This is a genomic window from Luteimonas sp. MC1825 (assembly GCF_014764385.1).
In the GTDB taxonomy this organism is placed as follows: domain Bacteria; phylum Pseudomonadota; class Gammaproteobacteria; order Xanthomonadales; family Xanthomonadaceae; genus Luteimonas.
The window spans coordinates 640,041-662,871 of record NZ_CP061714.1 but is presented as its reverse complement, the minus strand read 5'-3'; the positions used below and the strand labels follow the sequence as shown (position 1 = coordinate 662,871).

Here is a 22,831-nt window from a genome sequence, read left to right as displayed (position 1 = left end):
GCTCCCGTAGCGCAAACACGAGGCCCCGCATTGCGGGGCTTCTTTCGTTTGGACCCCTGTGGTGGCCGGCGCCCTGCGTCGGCGTTTCCCCCAGTCTTCGTGCCGTCAGTCGATCCGTCGGATCCGCGCGCCAAGCCCCGACAGCTTGCGCTCGATGTGTTCGTAGCCGCGGTCGAGGTGGTAGATGCGGTCGATGAGCGTTTCGCCGTCGGCCACCAGCCCGGCCAGGATCAGCGAGGCCGACGCGCGCAGGTCGGTGGCCATCACCGGCGCGCCGCTCAACCGATCGACACCGGTGACGGTGGCGCGGTGGCCTTCGATGTGGATGTCCGCGCCGAGCCGCATGAGCTCGTTGACGTGCATGAAACGGTTCTCGAAGATCGTCTCGTCGATGGTCGAAATGCCATCGGCGATGCAGTTCATGGCCATGAACTGCGCCTGCATGTCGGTGGGGAACGCCGGATGCGGCGCCGTGACGATGTCGACCGCGCGCGGGCGCCGGCCGCGCATGTCCACGCAGATGCGGTCGCCGTCGATGCCGATGTCGGCGCCGGCCTCGCCCAGCTTGGCCAGCACGGCATCCATGGTGTCGGCGCGCGCGTTGGTCGCGGTGACGCGGCCACCTGTCATCGCCGCGGCGACCAGGAACGTCCCGGCCTCGATACGGTCGGGCACTACGTCGTGGCGCGCACCATGCAGGCGCTCGACGCCGCGCACGACGATCCGCGACGTGCCCTCGCCTTCGATGTCGGCGCCCATCGCGCGCAGGCAGGCCGCCAGGTCGACGATTTCCGGCTCGCGCGCGGCGTTGTCGATCACCGTGGTGCCGAGCGCCAGGGTGGCCGCCATCAGCACGTTTTCGGTCGCGCCCACGCTGACGATGTCGAACATGACGTTGCCGCCGCGCAGGCGGCCGGCACGCGCCTTGATAAAACCGTGTTCCACCACGATCTCGGCACCCAGCGCTTCCAGCGCCCGGATATGCAGGTCGACCGGGCGCGAACCGATGGCGCAGCCGCCAGGCAGCGAGACCTCGGCGGCGCCGTGGCGCGCGACCAGCGGACCCAGCACCAGCACCGAGGCGCGCATGGTGCGCACGAGTTCGTAGGGCGCCACGTGGCTGTCGACGCTGCGCGGGTCGACCATGATGTGGCTGCCGTCGGCATCGTGCTCAACGCCCGCACCCAGCCCGGCCAGCACACGCGTGGTGGTGACCACGTCGTGCAGGTGCGGGACGTTGCCGATCGCCACCGGCTCGTCGGCCAGCAGCGTGGCGCACAGGATCGGCAACACGGCGTTCTTCGCGCCCGAAATGCGCACGTCACCCTCCAGGGCCACGCCGCCGGTCACCTCGATCTTCTGCATCAGGCGGTCCGCTGCTCGTCAGGGGTGTGGGTGCGCAGGGCGAGCGCATGGATCTCGTTGCCCATCAGCGCGCCGAGCGTGGCGTACACCATGCGGTGACGGGCCAGCGGCAGGCGCCCGGCGAAGTCCGGGTGCACCACCAGCGCCTCGAAATGCACGCCGTCGTCGCCGCGGACCTCGACCCGGGCGCCAGGCAGTCCCTGCTCGATCAGCTTGCGGATGGTGTCTGCGTCCAAGGCGGTCGCTCCGGTCATGTGGGCACGTGGGGCGGTTGCCGGAGGCGTGCACGGCGGGTCGCCGGCCTCGCGGCAATCCGCGTAATATGAACACGATAGCGTAGCGGAAAAGGCCCTCGCCCGGAAATGCCCGACAGCAGCAACCAGACACCCGGCGCGGCGGCGGCGTACGACTTCGCGGCCAGTGGCCGGCGCGTGTTCGACATTGAACGCAAGGGCCTGGCGGCGGTGGCCGCGCGCATCGACGGCGATTTCTCGCGCGCCTGCACGCTGCTGCTCGCGTGCCGCGGCCGCGTGGTCTGCACCGGCATGGGCAAGTCCGGCCACATCGCGCGCAAGATCGCCGCCACCCTCGCCTCCACCGGCACGCCCGCCTTCTTCCTGCACCCGGGCGAAGCCGGCCACGGCGACCTCGGCATGGTCACCGATGCCGACGTGCTGCTCGCCCTGTCCTACTCCGGCGAGTCGGACGAAGTGCTGATGCTGCTGCCGGTGCTGAAACGCCAGGGCAACGCGCTGGTGTGCATGACCGGGCGCCCGCGCTCCACCCTGGCGCTGGCGGCCAGCGTGCACCTGGATGTCAGCGTGCCCGACGAGGCCTGTCCGCTGCACCTGGCGCCGACGGCGAGCACCACCGCCTCGCTGGCGATGGGCGACGCGCTGGCGGTCGCCCTGCTCGAAGCGCGCGGCTTCACCGCGGACGACTTCGCGCGATCGCACCCGGCCGGCGCGCTCGGCCGGCGCCTGCTGCTGCACATCGCCGACATCATGCACACCGGCGATGACGTGCCGCGCGTGCACGGCGACGCCACCCTCGGTGACGTGCTGGTGGAGATGAGCCGCAAGCGCCTGGGCATGAGCGCGGTGGTCGACGACGACGGCCGCCTGCTCGGCCTGTACACCGACGGCGACCTGCGCCGCACGCTGGCCGTGCCGGGCATCGACGTGCACGCGACGCGCATTGCCGGATTGATGACGCGCGCACCGGTGACGATCGACGCCGATGCCCTGGCCGTGGAAGCTGCACGCCTGATGGAGACACACAAGATCAACGGGCTGATGGTGGTGGATGGCGATGGCCGCGTGGTCGGCGCACTGAACATTCACGACCTGTTGCGCGCGCGCGTGGTCTGATCCGCCGCCCATGCCTCCCGCGCCCCCCGCCAGTGTTTCCTCCGACGTGCTCGCCCGCGCCGCCCGCGTGCGCCTCGCGTGTTTCGACGTGGACGGCACGCTGACCGACGGTCGCCTGTACATCGGCGACGACGGCCGCGAGAGCAAGGCCTTCCATGTGCACGACGGCATGGGCCTGTCGCTGCTGCGCCGCGCCGGCATCACCGTCGCCTTCGTCACCGCGCGCGACAGCCGCGCCGCCGAACACCGCGCGCGCGACCTCGGCGTCGACGTCCACGTGGGCGTGAAGGACAAGCGCGCCTGCATCGAAGCGATGCGCGAGCGGCTTGGGCTCGCCGCCACCCAAGTGGCGTTCATGGGCGACGACCTGACCGATCTCGAGGTACTGGGCGCGGTCGGATTTGCCGCGGCGCCCGGCGACGCGCATCCGTCCATTCTCGGCCACGTCCACTGGCAGGCCACGCGGCGCGGGGGCGAAGGCGCGGCGCGCGAGTTCTGCGACCTCGTGCTGGCCGCGATCGATGCCGGCGCTGCGGGCGCCGGCGGCATGCCGCAATGACCTGGCGCACGCCCGTCACGCTGCTGCTGCTGGTGGCCGCCCTGGTGAGTGGTTGGTCAGCCTGGCGCCAGCGCGCCGGCGACGCGCCGGCGTCCGCCACCAGCCAGCGGCCGGACTACGTGCTGCAGGATTTCGAACTGGTCTCGCTCGACAGCGACGGCAAGGAGGCGTTCACGCTGCGTGCGCCTTCGCTCAAGCGCGACCCGCGCGACGGCACCATGGCGCTCGCGTCGCCGGTCTTCCTGCTGCCCGAGCGCGACGGCCTGTACTGGGACCTGCGCGCGCGCACCGGATGGATCAGCGCGGACAGCGAAGAGATGCGCCTGCGCGGCGACGTGCTGGCGGTCACCGACCCCGCCGGTGCGCGCGACATGCGCATGGAGACCGAAGAACTCGATGTCTTCCCGGGCACGCGACGGGCCCGCTCCGCCGTTGCCGTGACCGTCAGCCAGCCCGGCACTACAATGCGCGGCACCGGTATGGAAGCCGACCTGGCCGGAAAGCGCCTCCAGCTCCTCACCAAGGTACAGACCCGCTATGTCCCCACGCGCCGCTAGCCTCCTGACGGTCCTCGCCCTTGCGTGCGCGGGCTCCGCGTGGGCCAGGTCCAGCGACCGCAACCAGCCGATGGACATCGACTCCAGCACCATGGCCTGTTCGGTGGAGGACACCGGCGGTCCCTGCGTGTTCACCGGCAACGTGCACATCGTGCAGGGCACGCTCGACATCCGCGCCAGCAAGGCCGACGTGCGCCGTGGCGGCGACGACATCGAGAAGGTCATCCTCACCGGTGCGCCGGTGCGGTTGAAGCAGCAGCTCGACAGTGGCGGCGCGATCGACGCCAGCGCCCAGAACGTCGATTACGACCTGCGCACCGAGACGGTGGTGTTCACCGGCAATGTCGAACTCGTGCAGCCGGGGCGCGGCACGATGAGCGGCGCGCGCATCACCTACAACATGCGGACCGGCCAGGTGCAGGGCGCAGGCAGCGCGGCCGGCGGCCAGATCCGCACGCGCATCCTGCCCAAGGGCGCGAAGCCCTCGCCGGGTGGCGGCTGATGCTGGTCGCGGAGGGCCTGCGCAAGCGCTACGGCCAGCGCGAGGTCGTGCGCGAGTTCGGCCTCACCCTCGATGCCGGCGAAGTCGTCGGCCTGCTCGGCCCGAACGGCGCGGGCAAGACCACCTGCTTCTACATGATCGTCGGCCTGGTGCCGGCCGACGCCGGCCGCATCGTCCTCGACGGCCGCGACATCACCGGCGAGCCCATGCACCGTCGCGCCCGCCTCGGCGTCGGCTACCTGCCGCAGGAACCCTCGGTGTTCCGCAAGCTCAGCGTCGCCGACAACATCATGCTGGTGCTCGAGCTGCGCGACGACCTCGACCGGCAGGGCCGCGAGGCCGAGCTGGCCAAGCTGATGGACGAGCTCCAGGTCACCCATGTCGCCGGCCAGGCCGGCGCCAGCCTGTCGGGTGGCGAGCGCCGCCGCGTCGAGATCGCGCGCGCGCTGGCCGCCAAGCCGCGGCTGATGCTGCTCGACGAACCCTTCGCCGGCGTCGATCCGATCTCGGTGGGCGAGATCCAGCGCATCGTGCGCCACCTCAAGAACCGCGGCATCGGCGTGCTCATCACCGACCACAACGTGCGCGAGACCTTGGGCATTTGCGACCGCGCGTATATCCTCAGTGATGGTGGCGTGCTCGCGCAGGGGGCTCCGGACGCGCTGCTGGCAAATCCCGACGTGCGCCGGGTCTATCTGGGGGACGCGTTCCGCCTGTAGCCGTCGCGCGTCGCCCGCCATGAACCGGGGACGCCGTGAAGCCTCGCCTGCAGACATCGTTGGGACAACAGCTGGTGCTCACGCCCCAGCTCCGCCAGGCATTGCACCTGCTGCAGCTGGCGACGCCCGAGCTCGAGGCCGAGATCAACGCGGCGGTCGAAAGCAATCCGCTGCTCGACTGGGCAGAGCCCGCCGCGGCCGGCGATGCCGATGGCGCTGACGGCGACCAGCACCACGACTCCGCTGGCAACGGCGCCGAAGCCGCTCGCGAGGACGACCGCGGCGACGACGCCTGGCAGGACGATGGCGACGGCGCGTGGTCCGGGAGCGGCGGCGGTGGCGGCAGTGACGACGGCGACGGCGATGGCGACGCCTCGGAGCGCATCGCCCAGTCCGAGACACTGCGCGACCACCTGTCCTGGCAACTCAACCTGAGCCACCTGTCGCCGCGCGAAGTCGCGATCGGCGAGGCGATCGTCGATGCCATCGATGATGACGGCTACCTGCGCGAGCCGCTGGCCGCGATCGCCGAGGGCCTCGCACCCGAGCTTGACTGCAGCGAAACCGAGGTCGCCTGCGTGCTGGACAAGGTCCAGCGCATGGATCCCACCGGCGTGGGCGCACGCGACCTCGGCGAATGCCTGCTGCTGCAGCTGGCCGCCCTGCCCGCCGACACGCCCGGCCTGGCGGGCGCACGCCGCGCCGTGTCCAGCCTGATCGACCGCCTGCCCCGCCTCGGCGTGTCCGGACTGGCGGAAGCGCTGGGATGCGACGGGGCGGAGGCCGACACCGTCCTGCACCTCATCCGCAGCCTGGATCCGCGCCCCGGCGCGCAGGTGGGCGGCATGCCGCAGGACACCTACGTGGTGCCCGACTGCAGCATCGTCCGCCGCAACGGCATGTGGCGCGTGGTGCTGGCCGGCGGCAGCCACTCGCGGCTGACCATCCACCGCGGCTACGAGCAGATGCTGCAGCACGCCGCCGGCGCCGATGCCGGCTACCTGCGCGGGCGGCTGCAGGAAGCGCGCTGGCTCCTGAAGAACATCGAGGCGCGTGGCGAGACCCTGCTCAAGGTGGTGCGCTGCCTGGTGCGCGAGCAGTCGGGTTTCCTCGAATTCGGCGCGCAGGCATTGCGCCCGCTCACCCTGCGCGAAGTGGCGGCGCAGATCGGCATGCACGAGTCCACGGTCTCGCGCGCGGTCTCGCGCAAGTACGTGCACACGCCGCGCGGCACCCTGCCGCTGCGCGCGTTCTTTGCGTCCGGCATCGACACCGGCTCCGGCGGCGAGGCGTCCAGCACCGCCATCCAGGACATGATCCGCAAGCTGGTGGATGCCGAGGACCCGCGCAAGCCCCTGTCCGACGCGCGCCTGGCGGCAAGCCTGAAGGACAGCGGCGTGCCGGTGGCCCGGCGTACCGTGGCCAAGTACCGCGAGGCGCTGCACATCGCGTCATCGCACGAGCGCGTGCGCATCTCCTGAACGGCGATGCAACCTTTCCGGCCTACCGGCCGTGGGTTAACCTGTCCATGACCATCGCGCCGTCGACATGCGCGATGCTGGGTTCCCACCGAACGAGGAGGTTGCCGATGCGTATCGAGACCCATGGCCAGCAGATGGATGTCACACCTGCCCTGCGCGAGTACGTGGAGACCAAGCTCGGGAGGCTCTCCAAGCTCTACGATCCGCCGCTGGAAATGCGCACCCAGTTGAGCATCGACAAGCCCGACCACCTCGCCGAGGTCACCGTTTCGGTGTCCGGCAAGATGCTCCACGCCGATGCCCGCGCGGTCGACATGTACGCCGCGATCGATCTCCTCGCCGACAAGCTCGACCGCATGCTGGTAAAGGAAAAGAAGAAGCTCATCGACCAGCACCGCCGTGGCGGCAATCCGCTGCGTGACGGCGAGGTCGGCTGACGCCGCCACAGGGAGGGCCCGGGGGGATGCCTTACACCGACCTGCTGGCCGCCGAGCGCATCGTGCTGCTGTCGGCGCCCGGCACCCGCGACCAGGTGCTTGAAGCCGCCGCGCGCCTGCTGTGCAGCGCCGATCCCGCGGCCAGCGAGGCGCTGGCCGCCGGCCTGCGCGGGCGCGAGGCGGTCGGCAGCACCGCGATCGGCCACGGGGTGGCCATCCCCCACTGCCGCAGCGGCGCACATGCGGCCAGCGCGGCGTTCCTGAAGCTCTCGCCACCCGTGGACTTCGGCGCGCCCGACGGCGCGCCCGTCGACCTGGTGTTCGCCATGGGTGTGCCGGGCGGCAATGCGCAGCAGCACCTCGATACCCTCTCCGAACTCGCCACCCGTTTCGCCGATGCCGGCTTCCGCGACGCGCTGCGCGCCGCGCCCGACCTGCCGGCGTTGCGTGGCCTGCTGCTGCGCGACGCCGTCGCCGGACCTGCCACGCCATGAATGCCGCGATCACCGCGCGTGAACTTTTCGAGCAGCTGCGCGAGCGGCTGGGCCTGCGCTGGCTGTCGGGCCAGGAAGGCGCGGTGCGGCAGCTGGAAACGGTGGACACCGTTGCGCGACGCCCGTCGCTTGCCGGCTACCTCAACATCATCTATCCCAACAAGGTGCAGATACTCGGCTCGGAGGAGCTCGCCTGGCTGGACGGGCTGGATTCGCGCATGCGCTGGGAGACGTTGCAGCGCATCCTGCAGTACCGGCCGCTGGCGCTGGTGGTGAGCAAGGACCAGTCCTGTCCGCAGGACCTGCGTGAAATGGCCGAGGAGTCCGCCACTCCGCTGTGGTCGTCGCCGCGCCGCGGGCACGAACTGCTGAACCTGCTGCAGTACCACTTGGCCGGTGCGCTCGCGCCGCAGGTCACGCTGCATGGCGTGTTCATGGAGATCTATTCGGTGGGCGTGCTGATCACGGGCGAGTCGGGCACCGGCAAGAGCGAGCTGGCGCTCGAGCTGGTCACCCGCGGCCATCGCCTGGTGGCCGACGATGCCCCGCAGTTCGCACAGATCGCGCCCGACGTGCTCGACGGCACCTGTCCCGAACTCCTGCAGGATCTGCTCGAACTGCGCGGCCTGGGCGTGCTCAACATCCGCGAGATGTTCGGCGACACCGCGGTCAAGCGGAACAAGTACCTGCGCCTGGTGGTGCACCTGGCGCGCCCGGAATCCACCGCCGAGGTCCGCGACCCCAGTGGCATGGTGCGCCTGACCGGCGACCTCGGCTTCCGCCGCGTTCTCGACCTCGATGTCCCCATGATCACCCTTCCCGTCATGCCCGGCCGCAACCTCGCGGTGCTCACCGAAGCGGCGACCCGCACCCACATGCTGCGCGCGAAGGGTGCCGACCCTGCGGTCGCCTTCCTCGCACGCCATTCCAGGTTCCTCGAGGGTTCGTCGTGAGCGATGCCGGCCACTCCCTGCTGATCGTCAGCGGCATGTCGGGCAGCGGCAAGACGGTCGCGCTCAACACGTTCGAAGACATCGATTTCTACTGCGTCGACAACCTCCCGGCCGAACTGCTGCCCGATTTCGTGCGCAGCGCCACGCATCCCGAGCGCGCCTCGCAGAAGCTCGCGGTGGGCATCGACGTGCGCAGCCGCGGCGACCTCGCCAACCTCCCGGAGTGGCTGTCGGCGGTCGGCGCGATGGGCCTCGATCCCAGGCTGGTGTTCTTCGATACCCGCAACGACGTGCTGCTCAAGCGCTACTCCGACACGCGCCGCCGCCACCCGCTGACCCGCCTGGGGCTGGCGCTGAACGACGCGATCTCGCTCGAGCGCCAGGTGCTCAAGCCGCTGCGCACGCAGGCCGACGTGATCATCGACACCAGCGAGCTCAACGTGCACCAGCTGCGCCGGCGCGTGCTCACCGAGCTCGGGCTTGCGATGGATTCATCGCTGTCGCTGCTGTTCGAGTCCTTCGCCTACCGCCACGGCGTGCCGCAGGACGCGGATTTCGTGTTCGACGCACGCGCCCTGCCCAACCCGCACTGGGACGCCCGCCTGCGGCCCCTGTCCGGGCGCGACGACGGCGTGCGCGAGTACCTGGAGGCGCAGCCGGACGTGCTGGAGTACCGCAAGCACGTCTCCGACTTCCTCGACATCTGGCTGCCGCGCATGCGTTCGTCGACGCGCAGCTACGTCACCATCGCGTTCGGCTGCACCGGGGGCCGCCACCGCTCGGTCTACCTCGCCGAGGCAATGGCCGCGCACGCGCGCGCGCAGGGCTGGCACGAGGTCGCCACCCACCACCGCGAGCTCGATTGAGTCGTCCGGACATCGATCGGCGCGCCGGCGCTTCCTGACGGTCATCCGCCTCTGCTAATTTGTGCCGATGACAGTCGGCATCCTCCTGGTCACCCACGAAGGCATCGGTACCGCGCTCGCCGCGGTGGCGACCACCCTGTTGCGCACGCTGCCATTGCGCGTCGAGGTCTTCGAGGTGCCGTTCGAGGGCGATCCGGATGCGCTGCTGCCACAGGCGAGCGCGGCCCTGCGCCGGGCGGACGGCGGGGACGGCGTGCTGGTGCTGACCGACCTGTATGGCGCCACGCCAAGCAACCTCGCCGCGCGCCTGGCGCGCCTGGGCACGCCGGTGCGGCGCATCTCCGCGCTCAGCCTGCCCATGCTGCTGCGCGTGCTCAACTATCCCGAGCTCACGCTCGACGACCTGCCCGCGGTGGCCGCCGCCGGCGCGCGCAATGGAGTGCTCCACGATGACGCATGAGGCAAGGCAGCCATGATCGAGCGCGAACTGCTGGTTTCCAACAAGCTCGGGCTGCACGCCCGCGCCACCGCCAAGCTGGTGCAGGCGCTGTCGGGCTACGCCTGCAACGTCACCCTCACGGCGAAGGGCCGCGAGGTGAACGCCAAGAGCATCATGGGCGTGATGCTGCTGGCCGCCGGGCCGGGCACCGCCGTGCTGCTGCGCACCGATGGCGTTGACGAGGAGGCGGCGGCAGACGACGTCGCCGCCCTGTTCGAGCGGCGCTTCGACGAGGACAGCTGATGCGCAGGGAGTTGCCCGGCCACGGCGCATCGCGGGGCAATGCCCTCGGGCGAGCCCGGGTGCGCCAGCCGCATGCGCTGGTGGTCGCGGAGGAGCACATCGGCGTGGCCGACGTGCCCGGCGAGCTCGCGCGCCTGCACCAGGCGCTGGATGCCGTGCGCGAGGAATTGCGCATGATGCGCTCGCGGCTGCACGGCGCGCTGGCCCAGGAGGTGGGCGAGTTCCTCGACCTGCACGGGCTGCTGCTCGACGACCCGGAACTGCTGCAGGGCCTCGACGACCTGATCGCGAAGGGGCTGTACGGCGCCGACTATGCCCTGCGCCTGCAACGCGACCGCCTGGCCGCGGTGTTCGAAGGCATGGACGACCCCTACTTCCGCAGCCGCATCGAGGACATCGACCACGTCATCCGCCGCGTGCACGCCGTGCTGCACCAGCACGATGCCACCGTCGAGGGCGTGGCTGGCGAAATCCTGGTCAGCGACGCGCTGGCGCCGTCGGAAGTCGCGCGCCTGCAGTCGCAGGGCGTGCTCGGCATCGTCACCTCCGGGGGCAGCACGCTGTCGCACAGCGCCATCCTCGCGCGCAGCCTGCACCTGCCGCTGGTGGTCGGCGCCGCGCACGCGCTCGGCCAGGTCAACGACGGCGACGTGCTGCTGATCGACGGCAGCACCGGGCTGGTCATCGTCGACCCCGATGGCGACGACCTGCTCGCGCACCGCGCCCGCGTGCGCGAGGGCCAGCGCGAACGCCGCCAGCTGCACCGCCTGCGCCGCGAGCCCACGCGCACCCGCGACGGCATGGATGTGCGCCTGTTCGCCAACGCCGAATCGCGCGAGGACGTGGCCGAGGCGCATGCGCTCGGCGCGGCGGGGGTGGGCCTGTACCGCACCGAGTTCCTGTTCCTGCAGCGCAACGAACTTCCCGACGAGGACGAGCAGTTCCTCGCCTACCGCGACCTCGTGCTCGGCATGACCGGGCGCATGGTCACCATCCGCACGCTCGATGTCGGCGCCGACAAGGCCGACCGCAGCGGACTGGCCCTGGTCAACGAGCCCAACCCGGCCATGGGCGTGCGCGGCGTGCGCCTGGCCCTGCGCCGGCCCGATGTGATGGAGACGCAGCTGCGCGCGATCCTGCGCGCATCCGCCTACGGCCCGCTGCGCATCCTGGTGCCGATGGTGACGTGCCGCGAAGAGGTGATCGCGGTGCGCCGCGCGGTGCGCCAGGCAACGCTGCGGCTGCGACGCGAAGGCCATGTGGTGGCCGAGAACATCGCGCTCGGCGCGATGATCGAGGTCCCGGCCGCGGCGCTCGCGCTGCCGTCGCTGATCGACAAGCTGGACTTCATCTCCATCGGCACCAACGACCTGGTGCAGTACCTGCTTGCCGCCGACCGCGGCAATGACGCACTCGACGCGCTGCACAGTCCGCTGCACCCCGCGGTGCTGCAGCTGCTGCAGGCGGTGATCGCCACCGCGCGCGCGCACGACACACCGGTGGCGGTGTGCGGGGAGATGGCGGGCGATGCGATGTTCACCCCGCTGCTGCTCGCCCTCGGGCTCGAGGAGTTCAGCCTGCATCCGGGCACGCTGCTCGAAGTCCGCCGCGCGGTGCGCGCGCACCACCTAGGCGAACTGCTGCAGCGCGCGCCGGCGCTGCTGCGCGCCCGCAACCGCGCCGGCATCGCCCGCTGGCTGCGGCAGTGCGAGGCCGGCACGTGAGCGACGCGTCCGCGCTCCCGCTCGTTGCGCCCGACGTCGCCGCTGCGGCGGATGCGGTGCGCGCGCGCTTCACCTCGGCGCGGCCGTTCGCCCATTGCGTGATCGATGGCTTCTTCGACGACGCGTTCGCCAACGCGCTGCTGCGCGAGTTTCCCGCCTTCGCGCGCGGAGACCACCGCAACGAGCACGGCGAGGCGGGCGGCAAGTCCGTGGTCGAAGGCATCCGCGGGCTGGGCGACGCCTGGCGGGCGCTGGACGACTGCGTGCAGTCGCCCGCGTTCCTGGACCTGGTCGGCCGCATGACCGGCATCCCCGGCCTGCTGTACGACCGCGACTACTTCGGCGGCGGCAGCCACGACAACCGCGACGGCCAGAGCCTCGACGTCCACGTCGACTTCAACCACCACCCAGCGACCGGCTGGCACCGGCGGCTCAACCTCATCGTCTACCTCAACCACGCGTGGCAGGCCGACTGGGGTGGCGCGCTTGAACTGCACCGCGATCCGCGCGATCCGGCGAACAACGAGGTCGCGTCGGTGCTGCCGCTGTTCAACCGCTGCGTGATCTTCGAAACCACCGAGCACAGCTGGCACGGCTTCCCCGAAATCCACCTGCCCGCCGGTCGCTCCGACCTGTCGCGTAAATCGGTGGCGCTGTACTTCTATACCCGCGAACGCCATGCCGGCCAAACCGCGCCGCGGCATTCCACGGTCTACGTGGACCGGCCACTGCCGGCGCACCTGCAGCCGGGCCACGTACTCGATGCCGATGACGTCGCCGCGCTGCATGAACTCCTCGCGCGGCGCGACCAGCACAACCTGCGCCTGTACCGCGAACTCGAGGGCCTGCAGGCCAGGCTGGACCAGTCCACCATCGGGCGGCTGGCGGGGCTGGCACGGCGCGCGGCCGGTCGTTTGCGCCACACGCGCGGATAACGCGCACACGGCGGTGGGCAACAGCGGTGCATGCGGGCGATAATGCGCGCATGAACGCCTGATCCTGTCGCGCATCACGTCGCGCGACGCTCCCCGGAAGCCCGCCATGGCCGAAGCCGTCCGCCACGACAAGACCGCGCGCCAGCTGCGCCTGCTGTCGGACGCCATCGACAGCGGCCGCCTGGGCCCGGTGCGGCGGCTGGTCAACACGCTGGCCCCGGCCGAGATCGGCAACCTCCTCGAATCCCTGCCACCCGGCCGCCGCATGGTGGTCTGGGGCCTGGTCGATCCCGAGGACGACGGCGAGGTGCTGGTGCACGTGGGCGACGAGGTGCGCGAAAGCCTGCTCGCCGACATGGACACCGACGAGATCGTGGCCGCGGTCGAAGACCTCGACATCGACGACCTCGCCGACCTGGTGGGCGACCTGCCCGCCACGGTCATCGAGGAAGTCCTCAAGTCGATGGACCGCGAGAACCGCGAGCGCCTGGAGCAGGTGCTGTCGTATCCCGAGGACACCGCCGGCCGGCTGATGAATCCGGATGTGGTCACGGTGCGCGCCGACACCACGGTGGACGTGGTGCTGCGTTTCCTGCGCCTGCGCGGCGAACTGCCCGAGCACACCGACCACCTGTACGTGGTCAACCGCCGCCACCAGCTGATCGGCTGGGTGGCGCTGCAGGACCTGGTGACGCACGAGCCGGCGAGCCCGATCAACCGCCTGATCGACGACGAACTGACCGCGATCCACGTCGACGCGTCGGCCGAGTCGGTGGCGCGCCAGTTTTCCGACCACGACTGGGTGTCGGCGCCGGTGGTCGACGAAGGCAACGTGCTGCTCGGCCGCATCACCATCGACGACGTGGTCGACATCATCCGCGAGCAGGCGGAGCACCAGGCGCTCGGCGCCGCCGGCCTGGACGAGGACGAGGACCTGTTCTCGCCGGTGCGGCGCGCGGTGCGCGGGCGCATCGTGTGGCTCACGGTCAACCTGGCCACCGCGTTCCTCGCCGCCTGGGTGATCGGGCGCTTCGAGGGCACCATCGAGCGGATCGTGGCGCTGGCGGTGCTGATGCCCATCGTCGCCGGCATCGGCGGCAACGCCGCCATGCAGGTGCTGACGCTGATCGTGCGCGGCCTGGCGCTTGGCCAGGTGGGCGCGAGCAACGCGCGCGTGCTGCTGTGGAAGGAGCTGCGCGTGGCCCTGATCAACGGCCTGCTGATCGGCTCGTTCGTGGGACTGGTGGCGTTCGCGTGGTTCCACGACTGGCTGCTGGGCGTGGTCATCGCGGTCGCGCTGGTCATCAACTTCTGCGCCGCGGCATTGGCCGGCGTGCTGGTCCCGCTGGCCATGAAGCGCGCCAACATCGACCCGGCGGTGGCCGGTGGCGTGGTGGTCACCGCGGTCACCGACGTGATGGGATTCTTCAGCTTCCTCGGCCTGGCGACGGTGATCCTGCTGCGCTGAGGCGCGGCTCCGCTCAGGCGAGCAGCGCTTCCAGCACCGCCATGCGCACGGCGACGCCGTTGGACACCTGGCGCAGGATCAGCGACTGCGCGCCATCGGCGACGGCGTCGTCGATCTCCACGCCGCGGTTCATGGGTCCTGGATGCAGCACCACGGCATCCGGCGCGGCGCGCAGCAGGCGTGCGTGGGTCAGGCCGAAGTCGCGGTGGTAGGCCTCCAGCGACGGCACCAGGCCTTCCACCATGCGTTCGCGCTGCAGGCGCAGCATCATCACCGCGTCCACGCCGTCGAGCGCCGCGTCGAAGTCATCTCCGACCATGCAACCGGCAAGCGTGTCGTCATCGGGCAGCAACGCGCGCGGGCCGCAGGCACGGATCTCGCCGATGCCCAGCGTGCGCAGCGCGTGCAAGTCGGAGCGCGCGACGCGCGAGTGCCTGATGTCGCCGACGATCGCCACCTTGAGCCGCGCGAAGTCGGCGCCCTTGGCCTGGCGCAGGGTCAGCATGTCGAGGAGGCCCTGGGTGGGATGCGCTCTGCGGCCATCGCCGGCGTTGACCACCGCGGTGCCGGGCTGCGCGGCGGTTGCCAGCGCGGCCGCGGCACCATCGGCGTGGTGGCGCACGATGAAGCCGCGCACGCCCATCGCCTCGATGTTGCGCAGCGTGTCGAGCGCGGTCTCGCCCTTGCTGGTCGACGAGGTGGAGGCGTCGAAATCGAGCACGTCGGCGGCCAGGCGCTGCGCGGCGCGCTGGAACGACAGCCGCGTGCGCGTGGACGGCTCGAAGAACAGCGTGCACACCGCGCTGCCGGCAAGCGCGCGCGGATCCGCCGCGCCCTGGCCGTCGACGAACGCCTGGGCACGATCCAGCAGCGCCACCAGCGTCGCGCGCGGCAGCCCTTCAAGGGTCAGCAGGTGGCGCAGGCGGCCATCGTCGTGCGTCTGCATCGGCAGTGCGCGCGTCGCGGCCGGCTGCGGCGAGCCGGTCATGGCGTCACCGCCACCGCGTCCTGCGGCGCCGCCAGCCAGCGTTCGATGATCACCGCGGCGGCCACCGCATCCAGCGCCGCGGCATCGCGCCGGCGCCGGCGGCCTTCGGCGCGGTCGAGCGCGAAGCGTTGCGCCGCCTCGATCGAGCTCGAGCGTTCGTCGACCAGCACCACCGGGATTCCGTAGCGCACCGCCAGCGCGCGCGCGAACGCATGTGCGCGCGCACGGATCGGCTGGTCGCCGCCCTCGAGGGTCAGCGGATCGCCAACCACGCAGCCATCGGGCCCCCATTCCTTCCTGATCCGGTCGATCGCCGACCAGTCGACCGCGTCGCCATGCACGTCCACCACTTCCAGCGCGCGTGCGCCGTGGCCGAATGCGCTGCCCACGGCCACCCCGATGCGGCGCGAGCCGACGTCGAAGCCGAGTACGGTGCCGTCGCTGCGGATCGTGCCCATCAGGCGTGACCGGCGTAGTCCGCCATGCGCGCCATGTCGACGCCGATGCGGCCCGCGGCGGCCTGCCAGCGCGACTCCAGCGGCTCTTCGAACAGCAGCGCGGCATCGGCGGGCACGGTCAGCCAGCTGTTTTCGGTGAGCTCGTGCTCCAGCTGCCCGGCGCCCCAGCCCGCGCAGCCCAGCGCCATCGCCACGTTTGCCGGGCCTTCGCCGACGGCCATCGCCTCGAGCACGTCGCGCGACGTGGTGACGAACAGGCCGTCCGCGATCGCGAGGCTGGAATCCCAGCCGCGGTCGCCGTCGTGCACGACGAATCCGCGCTCGGGATGCACCGGGCCACCGGCAAGCACCGGAACCGCGCACAGCGCCTCGTCGGCGCAGGCGATGCCCATCTGCGAGAACACGTCGCCCAGCGCGTAGTCGGACACGCGATTGACCACGATGCCCATCGCACCCTGGGCATCGTGCTGGCACACCAGCGCGACGCTGCGCGCGAAATGCGGATCGGACAACGCGGGCAGCGCGACCAGCAGCTGGTTGGCGAGCGGGGACATGGTCATGCCGCCATTCTAGCCAGTGGCGGGCGCGCCCGCCCCAGCCGCGCAGGCATACTCGCCGGGCCCGACGACCGCAGGATGCAAGCCGATGACCGTGGACACCCCGCTGCCCAGGAACGAGCGCGCGTTCATCGTGCTGCTGGCCGTGCTGCAGGGCGGCCTGATGTACCTGGCGCAGAAGGGCGACGCCGCCGGCTGGTGGCCGTTCAACGCCCTCGGCGGGCGTGTCTGCTGGTACACGCTGGTGCTCGCCGTGCCGACCGTGATGGCGCTCAGCGTGCGGCGCCTGCGCGACGCGCGGTTCTGGCAGCACGCGGTCGCGACCCTGCTGGTGGTCGCCGCGCTGGCCACCTGGGCCGCCTGGAACGCCACCGGGGGGCCCGGCATCCGCGCCTCCGAGGTGCTGGGCCCGTTCGGCGTGTCCCTGGCCATCGGCCTGTTCGTGATCCTCCCCTGGCTGCAGTGCCGGCTGGTGGACGGCCACTGGCGCGCGGCCTACCCGGCGCTGGTCGAACACGCCTGGCAGAACGCGCTGACCCTGGCGCTGGCCGCGCTGTTCACCGCCATCTGCTGGGCGGTGCTGTACCTGTGGGCGGCGCTGTTCGCGCTGGTCAAGATCACGTTCTTCCGCGAACTGTTCCGCGAGGACGCGTTCGTCTATCTCGCCACCGGTGCCATGGCCGGCCTCGGCGTGCTCATCGGCCGCACCCAGGCGCGGGCGGTGCAGGTGGCGCGCCAGGTGCTCTTCGCGATCTTCACCGGCCTGCTGCCGCTGCTCGCCTTCATCGCCGTGCTGTTCGTGGTGAGCCTGCCGTTCACCGGGCTGGCGCCGCTGTGGGAGCGGGCGTCGGCGGCAACGATCCTGGTCAGCGTGGTCGCGCTGCTGGTGGTGTTCACCAATGCCGTGTTCCAGGACGGCGAGGGCACGCCGCCCTACCCGGCCTGGCTGCGCCGCGTGGTCGACGCCGGCCTGCTGGTGCTGCCGCTGTACGCCGTGCTCGCGCTCTACGCCCTGTGGCTGCGCATCGCGCAACACGGCTGGACCAGCGCGCGCGTGTGGGCAGTGCTGCTGGTGGCCGTGGTGGCGGCGCATGCGTTCGGCTACGCGTTCGCCGCGCTGCGCGGGCGCGGCCACTGGCTCGGGCCGGTGCGCGGCGTGAACCGGGTGATGTCCTGGGTGGTGGTGGCGCTGGTGGTGCTGGCGAATTCGCCGGTGATCGACGGCCAGCGCATCGGCGTGGCCAGCCAGATGCAGCGCCTGGCCGATGGGCGCACCGCGCCCGACGACTTCGACCTGGCCTGGCTGCGGTTCGACAGCGGGCGCCGCGGCTACCTGGCGACCCTGTCGCTGCGTGGCAATCCCGCATTCACGACCGAGCCCGCGCGCCTCGCGGAGCTCGAGCGGGTGCTGGCCCGGCCATCACGCTGGGGCGGGTTCGAGCCGGGTGACGACAACCGCAAGCGCGACGCCGAGGCGCTCCGCGCAGACCTGCAACTGGCGGGCAGCGCCGTGGCACCCGACGACGGCTGGTGGCAGGCCTTGGCCGCTGGACGCCTCGGTGCCGGGGACTGCCTGCGCGAGGGCTCGGACTGCATCCTGCTCACCCCGGACCTGGACGGCGACGGCACGCGCGAAACCTTGTTGTGCGTGATGCGCGAGGACATGGGCGGCGACTGCACGCACGCCACGCCCGGTGCCGATGGCGCCTGGCGCGTGACCGGCAGCCTGGGCCTGTGGCAGCAAGCCGATGGCGGGCGCGCCGGCCGCCGCCAGCTGCGCGCCGACCTCCTCGCCGGGCGCATCGCCCCCCAGCCGCGGCGCTGGCCGGACGTGCGCATCGGTGATGGGCCGGTGCGCGAATTCCACGACAACAGGGGCGAGGCGACGGTCGAGGCCGACGCCCGCCCAGGGGCGTGCACCGACTGCGGTCCCTGAGCGTTCGCTGCCGCTCGGGGCCGCCCGGGCGCGCTTATGTCAGCCGAGGCCGAATTGCACCTCGTCCGGGGTCGGCACGCGCACCGAAAGCACTTCGACTTCGGCGCGGAACGCACGTCCGGCCAGCGGGTGGTTGCCGTCGACGGTGATGCCGTCAGCGGACACCGCGGTCACCACCACTTCGAGCGGTCCGCTGGCGGTGGTGGTCTCGAGCTTGTCGCCGACCGTGGGCTCCGACGGGGCGCGCCACATCGCGCGCGGCAGGGTCTGCACCAGCGCGTCATGGCGTTGGCCGAAACCGTCCTCCGGCGCCACCACCACCTCGAACCGGTCGCCGGCCTTGCGTCCTTCCAGCGCCTGTTCGAGCCCGCGCGCGATGCCGCCGCTGCCATGCATGTAGGTCAGCGGCTCGTGGCCGCGCGTGCTGGTGATCGCCTGGCCGCTGGCCGCGTCGGTCAGCGTGAAGTGCACGGTGGCAATGCGGCGGTCTGCGATATCCATCGTCGGCGCGGTCCTCGAGGGGTGTCGCCGCAATCCTCGCCAGCGCGGCTCCACGACGCAACCCCGGGTGTGCCCGGGCGTCATCAGCACGTGTCCTGATTCTCCTCACATTGGAGAAAAAGCGCGGCGCTGATACGGGCGCCGGGTGCCAAGGCCCTTGAGGACTCATGTCCCCCGGCGATGGCCTTGCGGCCATCGCCTCCTCCTTGACTTCGCCCTCAAGGGCCTTGGCACCCGGTACGCCGCACTTCGCGGTGGTTTGAGGAGCAAAGCCACTGCCCGCGATCCCGTGCGTGTGCTCTCCGGAACCAGCGACGCGCGAAGAGCACCAGAGTGGCCGTGAGGCCAAACAAGAAAAACCCCGCATCGCTGCGGGGTCTTCGAGTTCGGAACCACTATCCCCGGCACTGCCGGGGAAGCGTGCGCTACTCAGCCCGCGATGGCTTCCTGGTAACGGCGCTCGACTTCGTTCCAGTCGACCACGTTGTAGAACGCGCCGATGTAGTCCGGGCGGCGGTTCTGGTACTTCAGGTAGTACGCATGTTCCCACACGTCCAGGCCGAGGATCGGGGTGTTGCCCGAACCGATGCCCTTCATGAGCGGGCTGTCCTGGTTGGCGCTGCTTTCCACCAGCAGCTTGCCGGCCTTGTCGGTGGACAGCCACGCCCAGCCGCTGCCGAAGCGCGTCAGCGCCGCCTTGGTGAAGGCTTCCTTGAACGCGTCGAAGCCACCAAGGTCGCTGTCGATGCGCTTGGCCACCTCGCCTACCGGGTTGCCGCCACCCTCATGCGACATCACCGTCCAGAACAGCGAGTGGTTGGCGTGGCCACCGGCGTTGTTGCGCAGCGGCACGCGCTTGTCCTCGGGCAGCTTGTCGAGGTTGGCGATGATCTCTTCGGCACTCTTGTCGGCCCACTCGGTGCCCTCGAGGGCGGCGTTGGCGTTGTTGATGTAGGTCTGGTGATGCTTGGTGTGGTGGATTTCCATCGTCTGCGCGTCGATGTGCGGCTCGAGCGCGTCGTAGGCGTAGGGCAACTTCGGCAGGGTGAAAGCCATGGGGATCTCCGGGTGTTGGAACGGCCGGTCATTGTCGCCGGTGGAAGGTAAAAAGGGCGCAAACGTGAAGGGCGCCACCAGGCGCCCTTCGCGGAACACGTGAAATGCAGCGTTTCAACGCACCTCGGCCACCTCGACGCCGTCCAGCCCCTGCGACAACGTGCGCGCATCACCGCCCTGCGCCAGCTTGATGCGCAGGCGCACCTCGTTGGCGGAGTCGGCGTAGCGCAGCGCATCCTCGTAGGAGATCTCGCCGGCCTGGTAAAGCTCGAACAGCGCCTGGTCGAAGGTCTTCATGCCGAGGTTGGTCGACTCCTTCATCACTTCCTTGAGCTTGTGGATCTCGCCGTCGCGGATGTAGTCCTGCACGAGCGGCGTGCCGAGCATGATTTCCATCGCCACGCGCCGCCCCTTGCCGTCCGGCGTGGGGATCAGCTGCTGCGCCACCACGCCCTTGAGGTTCAGCGACAGGTCCATCAGCAGCTGGCCGCGACGGTCCTCCGGGAAGAAGTTGATGATGCGGTCCATCGCCTGGTTGGCGTTGTTGGCGTGCAGCGTGCACAGCACCAGGTGGCCGGTTTCAGCGAACGAAATGGCGTGGTCCATGCCCTCGCGGGTACGCACCTCGCCGATCATGATCACATCGGGCGCCTGGCGCAGGGTGTTCTTGAGCGCGTTCTCCCAGCTGTCGGTGTCGATGCCGACCTCGCGCTGGGTGATGATGCAACCCTCGTGCTTGTGCACGAATTCGATCGGGTCCTCGATGGTGATGATGTGCCCGGTGGAGTTCTGGTTGCGGTAGCCGATCATCGCCGCCAGCGACGTCGACTTGCCGGTGCCGGTGGCGCCCACGAACAGGATGATGCCGCGCTTGGTCATCGCCAGGGTCTTGATGATCGGCGGGAGGTTGAGCTCCTCGACGGTCGGGATCCTGGTCTCGATGCGGCGCAGCACCATGCCGACCTGGTTGCGCTGGTAGAAGCACGACACGCGGAAACGGCCCACGCCCGAGACACCGATGGCGAAGTTGCATTCGTGCGTGCGCTCGAACTCCTCGCGCTGCGGCGGCGACATGACGTTGAGCACCAGGTCGCGCGCCTGCTGCGGCGTGAGCGGGTTCTGGGTGATGGGCGAGATCTTGCCGTGGACCTTCATCGACGGCGGCATGCCGGCGGTGATGAACAGGTCCGAGGCCTTCTGGTGGGCCATCAGCTTGAGGAACGAGGTGAAATCGATGGCGCTCATGTGGTGCTCCGGTTACTCGAACAGCCGCTTGTCCTTGGCGTAGTCACGGGCCTGCGGCCGCGTGACCATGCCGCGCTTCACCAGGTCCTGGAGATGCTGGTCGAGGGTCATCATGCCGTGCTGCTGCCCGGTCTGGATGGCTGAATACATCTGCGCGACCTTGTCCTCGCGGATCAGGTTGCGGATGGCGGGAATGCCGACCATGATTTCCCAGGCCGCGGTGCGCCCGCCGCCCACCTTCTTCAGCAGCGCCTGCGAGATCACCGCGCGCAGCGACTCCGACAGCATCGAGCGCACCATCGGCTTCTCGCCAGCGGGGAACACGTCGATGATGCGGTCGATGGTCTTGGCCGCCGAGCTGGTGTGCAGGGTACCGAACACCAGATGCCCGGTTTCCGCGGCGGTCAGCGCCAGGCGGATGGTCTCGAGGTCACGCAGCTCGCCGACCAGGATGTAGTCCGGGTCCTCGCGCAGCGCCGAGCGCAGCGCCTCGTTGAAGCCGTGGGTGTCGCGGTGCACTTCGCGCTGGTTGATCAGGCACTTCTGCGCGGTGTGCACGAACTCGATCGGGTCCTCGATGGTGAGGAGGTGCCCGTACTCGGTCTTGTTGATGTGGTCGACCATCGCGGCGAGCGTGGTCGACTTGCCGGAGCCCGTGGGGCCGGTGACCAGGATCAGGCCCTGCGGCTGGTCGATCAGCTCCTTGAAGATCCGCGGCGTGCCGAGGTCCTCGAGCGTCAGCACCTCGGACGGCACCGTGCGGAACACCGCGCCCGCGCCGCGGTTCTGGTTGAAGGCGTTGACGCGGAAGCGCGCCAGGCCGGGAATCTCGAACGAGAAGTCGACCTCGAGGAATTCCTCGTAATCGCGGCGCTGCTTGTCCGACATGATGTCGTACACCAGCGAATGGACCTGCTTGTGGTCCAGCGCCGGGATGTTGATCCGGCGGACGTCGCCGTCGACGCGGATCATCGGCGGCAGGCCCGCGGACAGGTGCAGGTCGGACGCCTTGTTCTTGACCGAGAATGCCAGCAGTTCAGCGATATCCATGCATGCTCCCCAGCGGCATTGCATCAGTAGACAAATCGAGTGGCCACGCCACCCCGCGGCTGGCGCCAGACTACTCCCCGCAGGCAGTATAGCCTCGTATCCGCGTCACAAATCCACGGTGGCCAGGGAGGCGGACCGATGTCATCCGGACGGCTCGAGCGCGTATTGCGCGACATTGAAAACGCCTCCCGCGACGCCCGCAGGCCAGACGCGCGGCTGGTCGCGGTGGGCAAGACCCGCAACGCCGGCGAGTTGGCGGCGCTGGCCGACGACTGGGCGCGGGCGCGGCCGGGTGCCGCGCGCGCGTTTGGCGAGAACTACGTGCAGGAGGCCGCGACAAAGATCGCGGCGCTCGCAGGCGCCGGACTGGAATGGCATCTCATCGGCCACCTGCAGTCCAACAAGGCCGCGCAGGCCGCCGTGCTGTTCGACTGGGTGCAGTCGGTGGACCGCCTCAAGCTGGTCCTTGCGCTGGCCGCGGCGCGTCCCGCCGACCGCGCGCCGCTGGCGGTACTGGTGCAGGTGAACATCGACGACGAGGACAGCAAGCACGGCTGCGCGCCGGGTGACGTGCCCGCGCTGGCCGACGCGATCGCGGCCCGTCCCACGCTCGCACTGCGTGGGCTGATGGCGATCCCGGCACCGCGCGCGGACGAAGCCGGGCGCCGCGCCGCGTTCGCCGCGATGCGTGGACTGTTCGACGCGCTGGCCGCCCGTCATGCCGGGGTGGACACGCTGTCGATGGGCATGAGCGCGGATTTTCCGGAGGCGATCGCCGAGGGCGCGACCATGGTCCGCGTCGGTACCGCGCTGTTCGGCGCGCGCGCCTGAGACCGCCCTCGGCGACAATGCCGCCATCGCTCGCATC

Annotated in this window: 26 protein-coding genes; 17 read left to right on the top strand and 9 right to left on the bottom strand. The window is 70.5% G+C overall.

Annotated features, from left to right (window positions below; genetic code table 11):
- Positions 1-105: 105 nt before the first annotated feature.
- Together murA and IDM46_RS03080 are read right to left on the bottom strand one after the other, a co-directional pair.
- Positions 106-1,365 carry a UDP-N-acetylglucosamine 1-carboxyvinyltransferase gene (murA, locus tag IDM46_RS03085; protein ID WP_182822623.1) on the bottom strand — a complete coding sequence of 420 codons (1,260 nt, stop codon included), beginning with the start codon at positions 1,363-1,365 and terminating at the stop codon, positions 106-108.
- Positions 1,365-1,601 (bottom strand): BolA/IbaG family iron-sulfur metabolism protein, encoded by a 237-nt coding sequence (locus tag IDM46_RS03080; protein ID WP_182822626.1) that lies wholly within the window; start codon positions 1,599-1,601, stop codon positions 1,365-1,367. The genes murA and IDM46_RS03080 overlap by 1 nt, the downstream gene beginning before the upstream one ends.
- Before the next feature lie 126 nt (positions 1,602-1,727).
- Here IDM46_RS03080 and IDM46_RS03075 point away from each other — a divergent pair, with 126 nt between their 5' ends.
- The 15 genes from IDM46_RS03075 (at position 1,728) to mgtE (ending at position 14,172) form a co-directional block, all read left to right on the top strand.
- Complete coding sequence (locus IDM46_RS03075) at positions 1,728-2,735, top strand: KpsF/GutQ family sugar-phosphate isomerase (RefSeq protein ID WP_182822628.1); 1,008 nt, start codon at positions 1,728-1,730, stop codon at positions 2,733-2,735.
- A 10-nt stretch (positions 2,736-2,745) separates the two neighbouring features.
- Complete coding sequence (locus tag IDM46_RS03070; protein WP_185114776.1) at positions 2,746-3,294, top strand: HAD-IIIA family hydrolase; 549 nt, start codon at positions 2,746-2,748, stop codon at positions 3,292-3,294.
- A complete protein-coding gene (gene lptC, locus IDM46_RS03065; protein WP_182822633.1) occupies positions 3,291-3,851 on the top strand; it encodes an LPS export ABC transporter periplasmic protein LptC in 561 nt (186 codons plus the stop codon). The genes IDM46_RS03070 and lptC overlap by 4 nt, the downstream gene beginning before the upstream one ends.
- Positions 3,832-4,353 (top strand): lipopolysaccharide transport periplasmic protein LptA, encoded by a 522-nt coding sequence (lptA, locus tag IDM46_RS03060; RefSeq protein ID WP_223878013.1) that lies wholly within the window; start codon positions 3,832-3,834, stop codon positions 4,351-4,353. The genes lptC and lptA overlap by 20 nt, the downstream gene beginning before the upstream one ends.
- Positions 4,353-5,072 (top strand): LPS export ABC transporter ATP-binding protein, encoded by a 720-nt coding sequence (gene lptB / locus IDM46_RS03055; protein WP_182822637.1) that lies wholly within the window; start codon positions 4,353-4,355, stop codon positions 5,070-5,072. The genes lptA and lptB overlap by 1 nt, the downstream gene beginning before the upstream one ends.
- Before the next feature lie 35 nt (positions 5,073-5,107).
- Positions 5,108-6,553, top strand: coding sequence for an RNA polymerase factor sigma-54 (locus IDM46_RS03050; RefSeq protein WP_185114775.1), 1,446 nt, complete (start codon positions 5,108-5,110; stop codon positions 6,551-6,553).
- A gap of 107 nt (positions 6,554-6,660) precedes the next feature.
- Positions 6,661-6,990 (top strand): ribosome-associated translation inhibitor RaiA, encoded by a 330-nt coding sequence (gene raiA / locus IDM46_RS03045; RefSeq protein ID WP_182822642.1) that lies wholly within the window; start codon positions 6,661-6,663, stop codon positions 6,988-6,990.
- A gap of 26 nt (positions 6,991-7,016) precedes the next feature.
- Positions 7,017-7,484 (top strand): PTS sugar transporter subunit IIA, encoded by a 468-nt coding sequence (locus tag IDM46_RS03040; protein WP_182822644.1) that lies wholly within the window; start codon positions 7,017-7,019, stop codon positions 7,482-7,484.
- Positions 7,481-8,437 (top strand): HPr(Ser) kinase/phosphatase, encoded by a 957-nt coding sequence (gene hprK / locus IDM46_RS03035; RefSeq protein WP_182822646.1) that lies wholly within the window; start codon positions 7,481-7,483, stop codon positions 8,435-8,437. Before IDM46_RS03040 ends, hprK begins: the two co-directional genes overlap by 4 nt.
- Positions 8,434-9,303: an RNase adapter RapZ gene (gene rapZ / locus IDM46_RS03030; RefSeq protein WP_182822648.1), complete on the top strand. Its 870-nt coding sequence runs from the start codon at positions 8,434-8,436 to the stop codon at positions 9,301-9,303. The genes hprK and rapZ overlap by 4 nt, the downstream gene beginning before the upstream one ends.
- A 67-nt stretch (positions 9,304-9,370) precedes the next feature.
- Entirely contained in the window at positions 9,371-9,763 is a 393-nt protein-coding gene (locus IDM46_RS03025) for a PTS sugar transporter subunit IIA (RefSeq protein WP_185114774.1), read from the top strand.
- A gap of 12 nt (positions 9,764-9,775) precedes the next feature.
- Complete coding sequence (locus tag IDM46_RS03020) at positions 9,776-10,045, top strand: HPr family phosphocarrier protein (protein ID WP_182822652.1); 270 nt, start codon at positions 9,776-9,778, stop codon at positions 10,043-10,045.
- On the top strand, positions 10,045-11,769 hold the full coding sequence (gene ptsP / locus IDM46_RS03015; RefSeq protein ID WP_185114773.1) for a phosphoenolpyruvate--protein phosphotransferase: 1,725 nt from the start codon (positions 10,045-10,047) through the stop codon (positions 11,767-11,769). The genes IDM46_RS03020 and ptsP overlap by 1 nt, the downstream gene beginning before the upstream one ends.
- The gene (locus IDM46_RS03010; RefSeq protein WP_185114772.1) at positions 11,766-12,704 is read left to right on the top strand and encodes a 2OG-Fe(II) oxygenase; all 939 of its coding nucleotides are present in this window, start codon (positions 11,766-11,768) and stop codon (positions 12,702-12,704) included. The genes ptsP and IDM46_RS03010 overlap by 4 nt, the downstream gene beginning before the upstream one ends.
- A 106-nt stretch (positions 12,705-12,810) precedes the next feature.
- Positions 12,811-14,172, top strand: a complete 1,362-nt coding sequence (gene mgtE / locus IDM46_RS03005; RefSeq protein WP_182822658.1) for a magnesium transporter — start codon at positions 12,811-12,813, stop codon at positions 14,170-14,172.
- Positions 14,173-14,185: 13 nt separating this feature from the next.
- Here mgtE and IDM46_RS03000 read toward each other — a convergent pair whose 3' ends face one another.
- From IDM46_RS03000 to IDM46_RS02990, 3 genes are read right to left on the bottom strand one after another with little or no spacing between them, the layout of a single operon-like run.
- Positions 14,186-15,118: an aspartate carbamoyltransferase catalytic subunit gene (locus tag IDM46_RS03000; RefSeq protein WP_185115242.1), complete on the bottom strand. Its 933-nt coding sequence runs from the start codon at positions 15,116-15,118 to the stop codon at positions 14,186-14,188.
- A 38-nt stretch (positions 15,119-15,156) separates the two neighbouring features.
- Positions 15,157-15,618 carry a Holliday junction resolvase RuvX gene (ruvX, locus tag IDM46_RS02995; protein ID WP_182822660.1) on the bottom strand — a complete coding sequence of 154 codons (462 nt, stop codon included), beginning with the start codon at positions 15,616-15,618 and terminating at the stop codon, positions 15,157-15,159.
- Positions 15,618-16,178: a YqgE/AlgH family protein gene (locus IDM46_RS02990; RefSeq protein WP_182822662.1), complete on the bottom strand. Its 561-nt coding sequence runs from the start codon at positions 16,176-16,178 to the stop codon at positions 15,618-15,620. The genes ruvX and IDM46_RS02990 overlap by 1 nt, the downstream gene beginning before the upstream one ends.
- An 85-nt stretch (positions 16,179-16,263) precedes the next feature.
- Between IDM46_RS02990 and IDM46_RS02985 the strand changes: the two genes are divergently transcribed.
- The gene (locus IDM46_RS02985; protein ID WP_221441769.1) at positions 16,264-18,111 is read left to right on the top strand and encodes a DUF4153 domain-containing protein; all 1,848 of its coding nucleotides are present in this window, start codon (positions 16,264-16,266) and stop codon (positions 18,109-18,111) included.
- A 39-nt stretch (positions 18,112-18,150) separates the two neighbouring features.
- On the opposite strand, the gene IDM46_RS02980 is transcribed toward IDM46_RS02985, so the two are convergent.
- From IDM46_RS02980 to IDM46_RS02965, 4 genes are all read right to left on the bottom strand, one after another.
- Positions 18,151-18,612 carry a peptidylprolyl isomerase gene (locus IDM46_RS02980; RefSeq protein WP_185114771.1) on the bottom strand — a complete coding sequence of 154 codons (462 nt, stop codon included), beginning with the start codon at positions 18,610-18,612 and terminating at the stop codon, positions 18,151-18,153.
- A gap of 429 nt (positions 18,613-19,041) precedes the next feature.
- Positions 19,042-19,668 carry a superoxide dismutase gene (locus tag IDM46_RS02975; protein WP_182822666.1) on the bottom strand — a complete coding sequence of 209 codons (627 nt, stop codon included), beginning with the start codon at positions 19,666-19,668 and terminating at the stop codon, positions 19,042-19,044.
- Between the two features lie 114 nt (positions 19,669-19,782).
- Positions 19,783-20,913 carry a PilT/PilU family type 4a pilus ATPase gene (locus IDM46_RS02970; RefSeq protein ID WP_182822668.1) on the bottom strand — a complete coding sequence of 377 codons (1,131 nt, stop codon included), beginning with the start codon at positions 20,911-20,913 and terminating at the stop codon, positions 19,783-19,785.
- A gap of 12 nt (positions 20,914-20,925) precedes the next feature.
- Complete coding sequence (locus tag IDM46_RS02965; RefSeq protein WP_182822670.1) at positions 20,926-21,963, bottom strand: type IV pilus twitching motility protein PilT; 1,038 nt, start codon at positions 21,961-21,963, stop codon at positions 20,926-20,928.
- 138 nt (positions 21,964-22,101) lie between these two features.
- On the opposite strand from IDM46_RS02965, the gene IDM46_RS02960 reads away from it, so the two are divergent.
- A complete protein-coding gene (locus IDM46_RS02960) occupies positions 22,102-22,794 on the top strand; it encodes a YggS family pyridoxal phosphate-dependent enzyme (RefSeq protein ID WP_185114770.1) in 693 nt (230 codons plus the stop codon).
- The last annotated feature ends 37 nt before the right edge of the window (positions 22,795-22,831 follow it).

Bases quoted from the DNA above. Each gene is read 5' to 3' on its own strand.
- murA (WP_182822623.1), bottom strand. From the start codon at position 1,365: ATGCAGAAGATCGAGGTGACCGGCGGCGTGGCCCTGGAGGGTGACGTG.
- IDM46_RS03075 (WP_182822628.1), top strand. From the start codon at position 1,728: ATGCCCGACAGCAGCAACCAGACACCCGGCGCGGCGGCGGCGTACGAC.
- IDM46_RS03070 (WP_185114776.1), top strand. From the start codon at position 2,746: ATGCCTCCCGCGCCCCCCGCCAGTGTTTCCTCCGACGTGCTCGCCCGC.
- lptC (WP_182822633.1), top strand. From the start codon at position 3,291: ATGACCTGGCGCACGCCCGTCACGCTGCTGCTGCTGGTGGCCGCCCTG.
- lptA (WP_223878013.1), top strand. From the start codon at position 3,832: ATGTCCCCACGCGCCGCTAGCCTCCTGACGGTCCTCGCCCTTGCGTGC.
- lptB (WP_182822637.1), top strand. From the start codon at position 4,353: ATGCTGGTCGCGGAGGGCCTGCGCAAGCGCTACGGCCAGCGCGAGGTC.
- raiA (WP_182822642.1), top strand. From the start codon at position 6,661: ATGCGTATCGAGACCCATGGCCAGCAGATGGATGTCACACCTGCCCTG.
- IDM46_RS03040 (WP_182822644.1), top strand. From the start codon at position 7,017: ATGCCTTACACCGACCTGCTGGCCGCCGAGCGCATCGTGCTGCTGTCG.
- hprK (WP_182822646.1), top strand. From the start codon at position 7,481: ATGAATGCCGCGATCACCGCGCGTGAACTTTTCGAGCAGCTGCGCGAG.
- IDM46_RS03025 (WP_185114774.1), top strand. From the start codon at position 9,371: ATGACAGTCGGCATCCTCCTGGTCACCCACGAAGGCATCGGTACCGCG.
- IDM46_RS03020 (WP_182822652.1), top strand. From the start codon at position 9,776: ATGATCGAGCGCGAACTGCTGGTTTCCAACAAGCTCGGGCTGCACGCC.
- ptsP (WP_185114773.1), top strand. From the start codon at position 10,045: ATGCGCAGGGAGTTGCCCGGCCACGGCGCATCGCGGGGCAATGCCCTC.
- mgtE (WP_182822658.1), top strand. From the start codon at position 12,811: ATGGCCGAAGCCGTCCGCCACGACAAGACCGCGCGCCAGCTGCGCCTG.
- IDM46_RS03000 (WP_185115242.1), bottom strand. From the start codon at position 15,118: ATGCAGACGCACGACGATGGCCGCCTGCGCCACCTGCTGACCCTTGAA.
- ruvX (WP_182822660.1), bottom strand. From the start codon at position 15,618: ATGGGCACGATCCGCAGCGACGGCACCGTACTCGGCTTCGACGTCGGC.
- IDM46_RS02990 (WP_182822662.1), bottom strand. From the start codon at position 16,178: ATGACCATGTCCCCGCTCGCCAACCAGCTGCTGGTCGCGCTGCCCGCG.
- IDM46_RS02985 (WP_221441769.1), top strand. From the start codon at position 16,264: ATGACCGTGGACACCCCGCTGCCCAGGAACGAGCGCGCGTTCATCGTG.
- IDM46_RS02980 (WP_185114771.1), bottom strand. From the start codon at position 18,612: ATGGATATCGCAGACCGCCGCATTGCCACCGTGCACTTCACGCTGACC.
- IDM46_RS02975 (WP_182822666.1), bottom strand. From the start codon at position 19,668: ATGGCTTTCACCCTGCCGAAGTTGCCCTACGCCTACGACGCGCTCGAG.
- IDM46_RS02970 (WP_182822668.1), bottom strand. From the start codon at position 20,913: ATGAGCGCCATCGATTTCACCTCGTTCCTCAAGCTGATGGCCCACCAG.
- IDM46_RS02965 (WP_182822670.1), bottom strand. From the start codon at position 21,963: ATGGATATCGCTGAACTGCTGGCATTCTCGGTCAAGAACAAGGCGTCC.
- IDM46_RS02960 (WP_185114770.1), top strand. From the start codon at position 22,102: ATGTCATCCGGACGGCTCGAGCGCGTATTGCGCGACATTGAAAACGCC.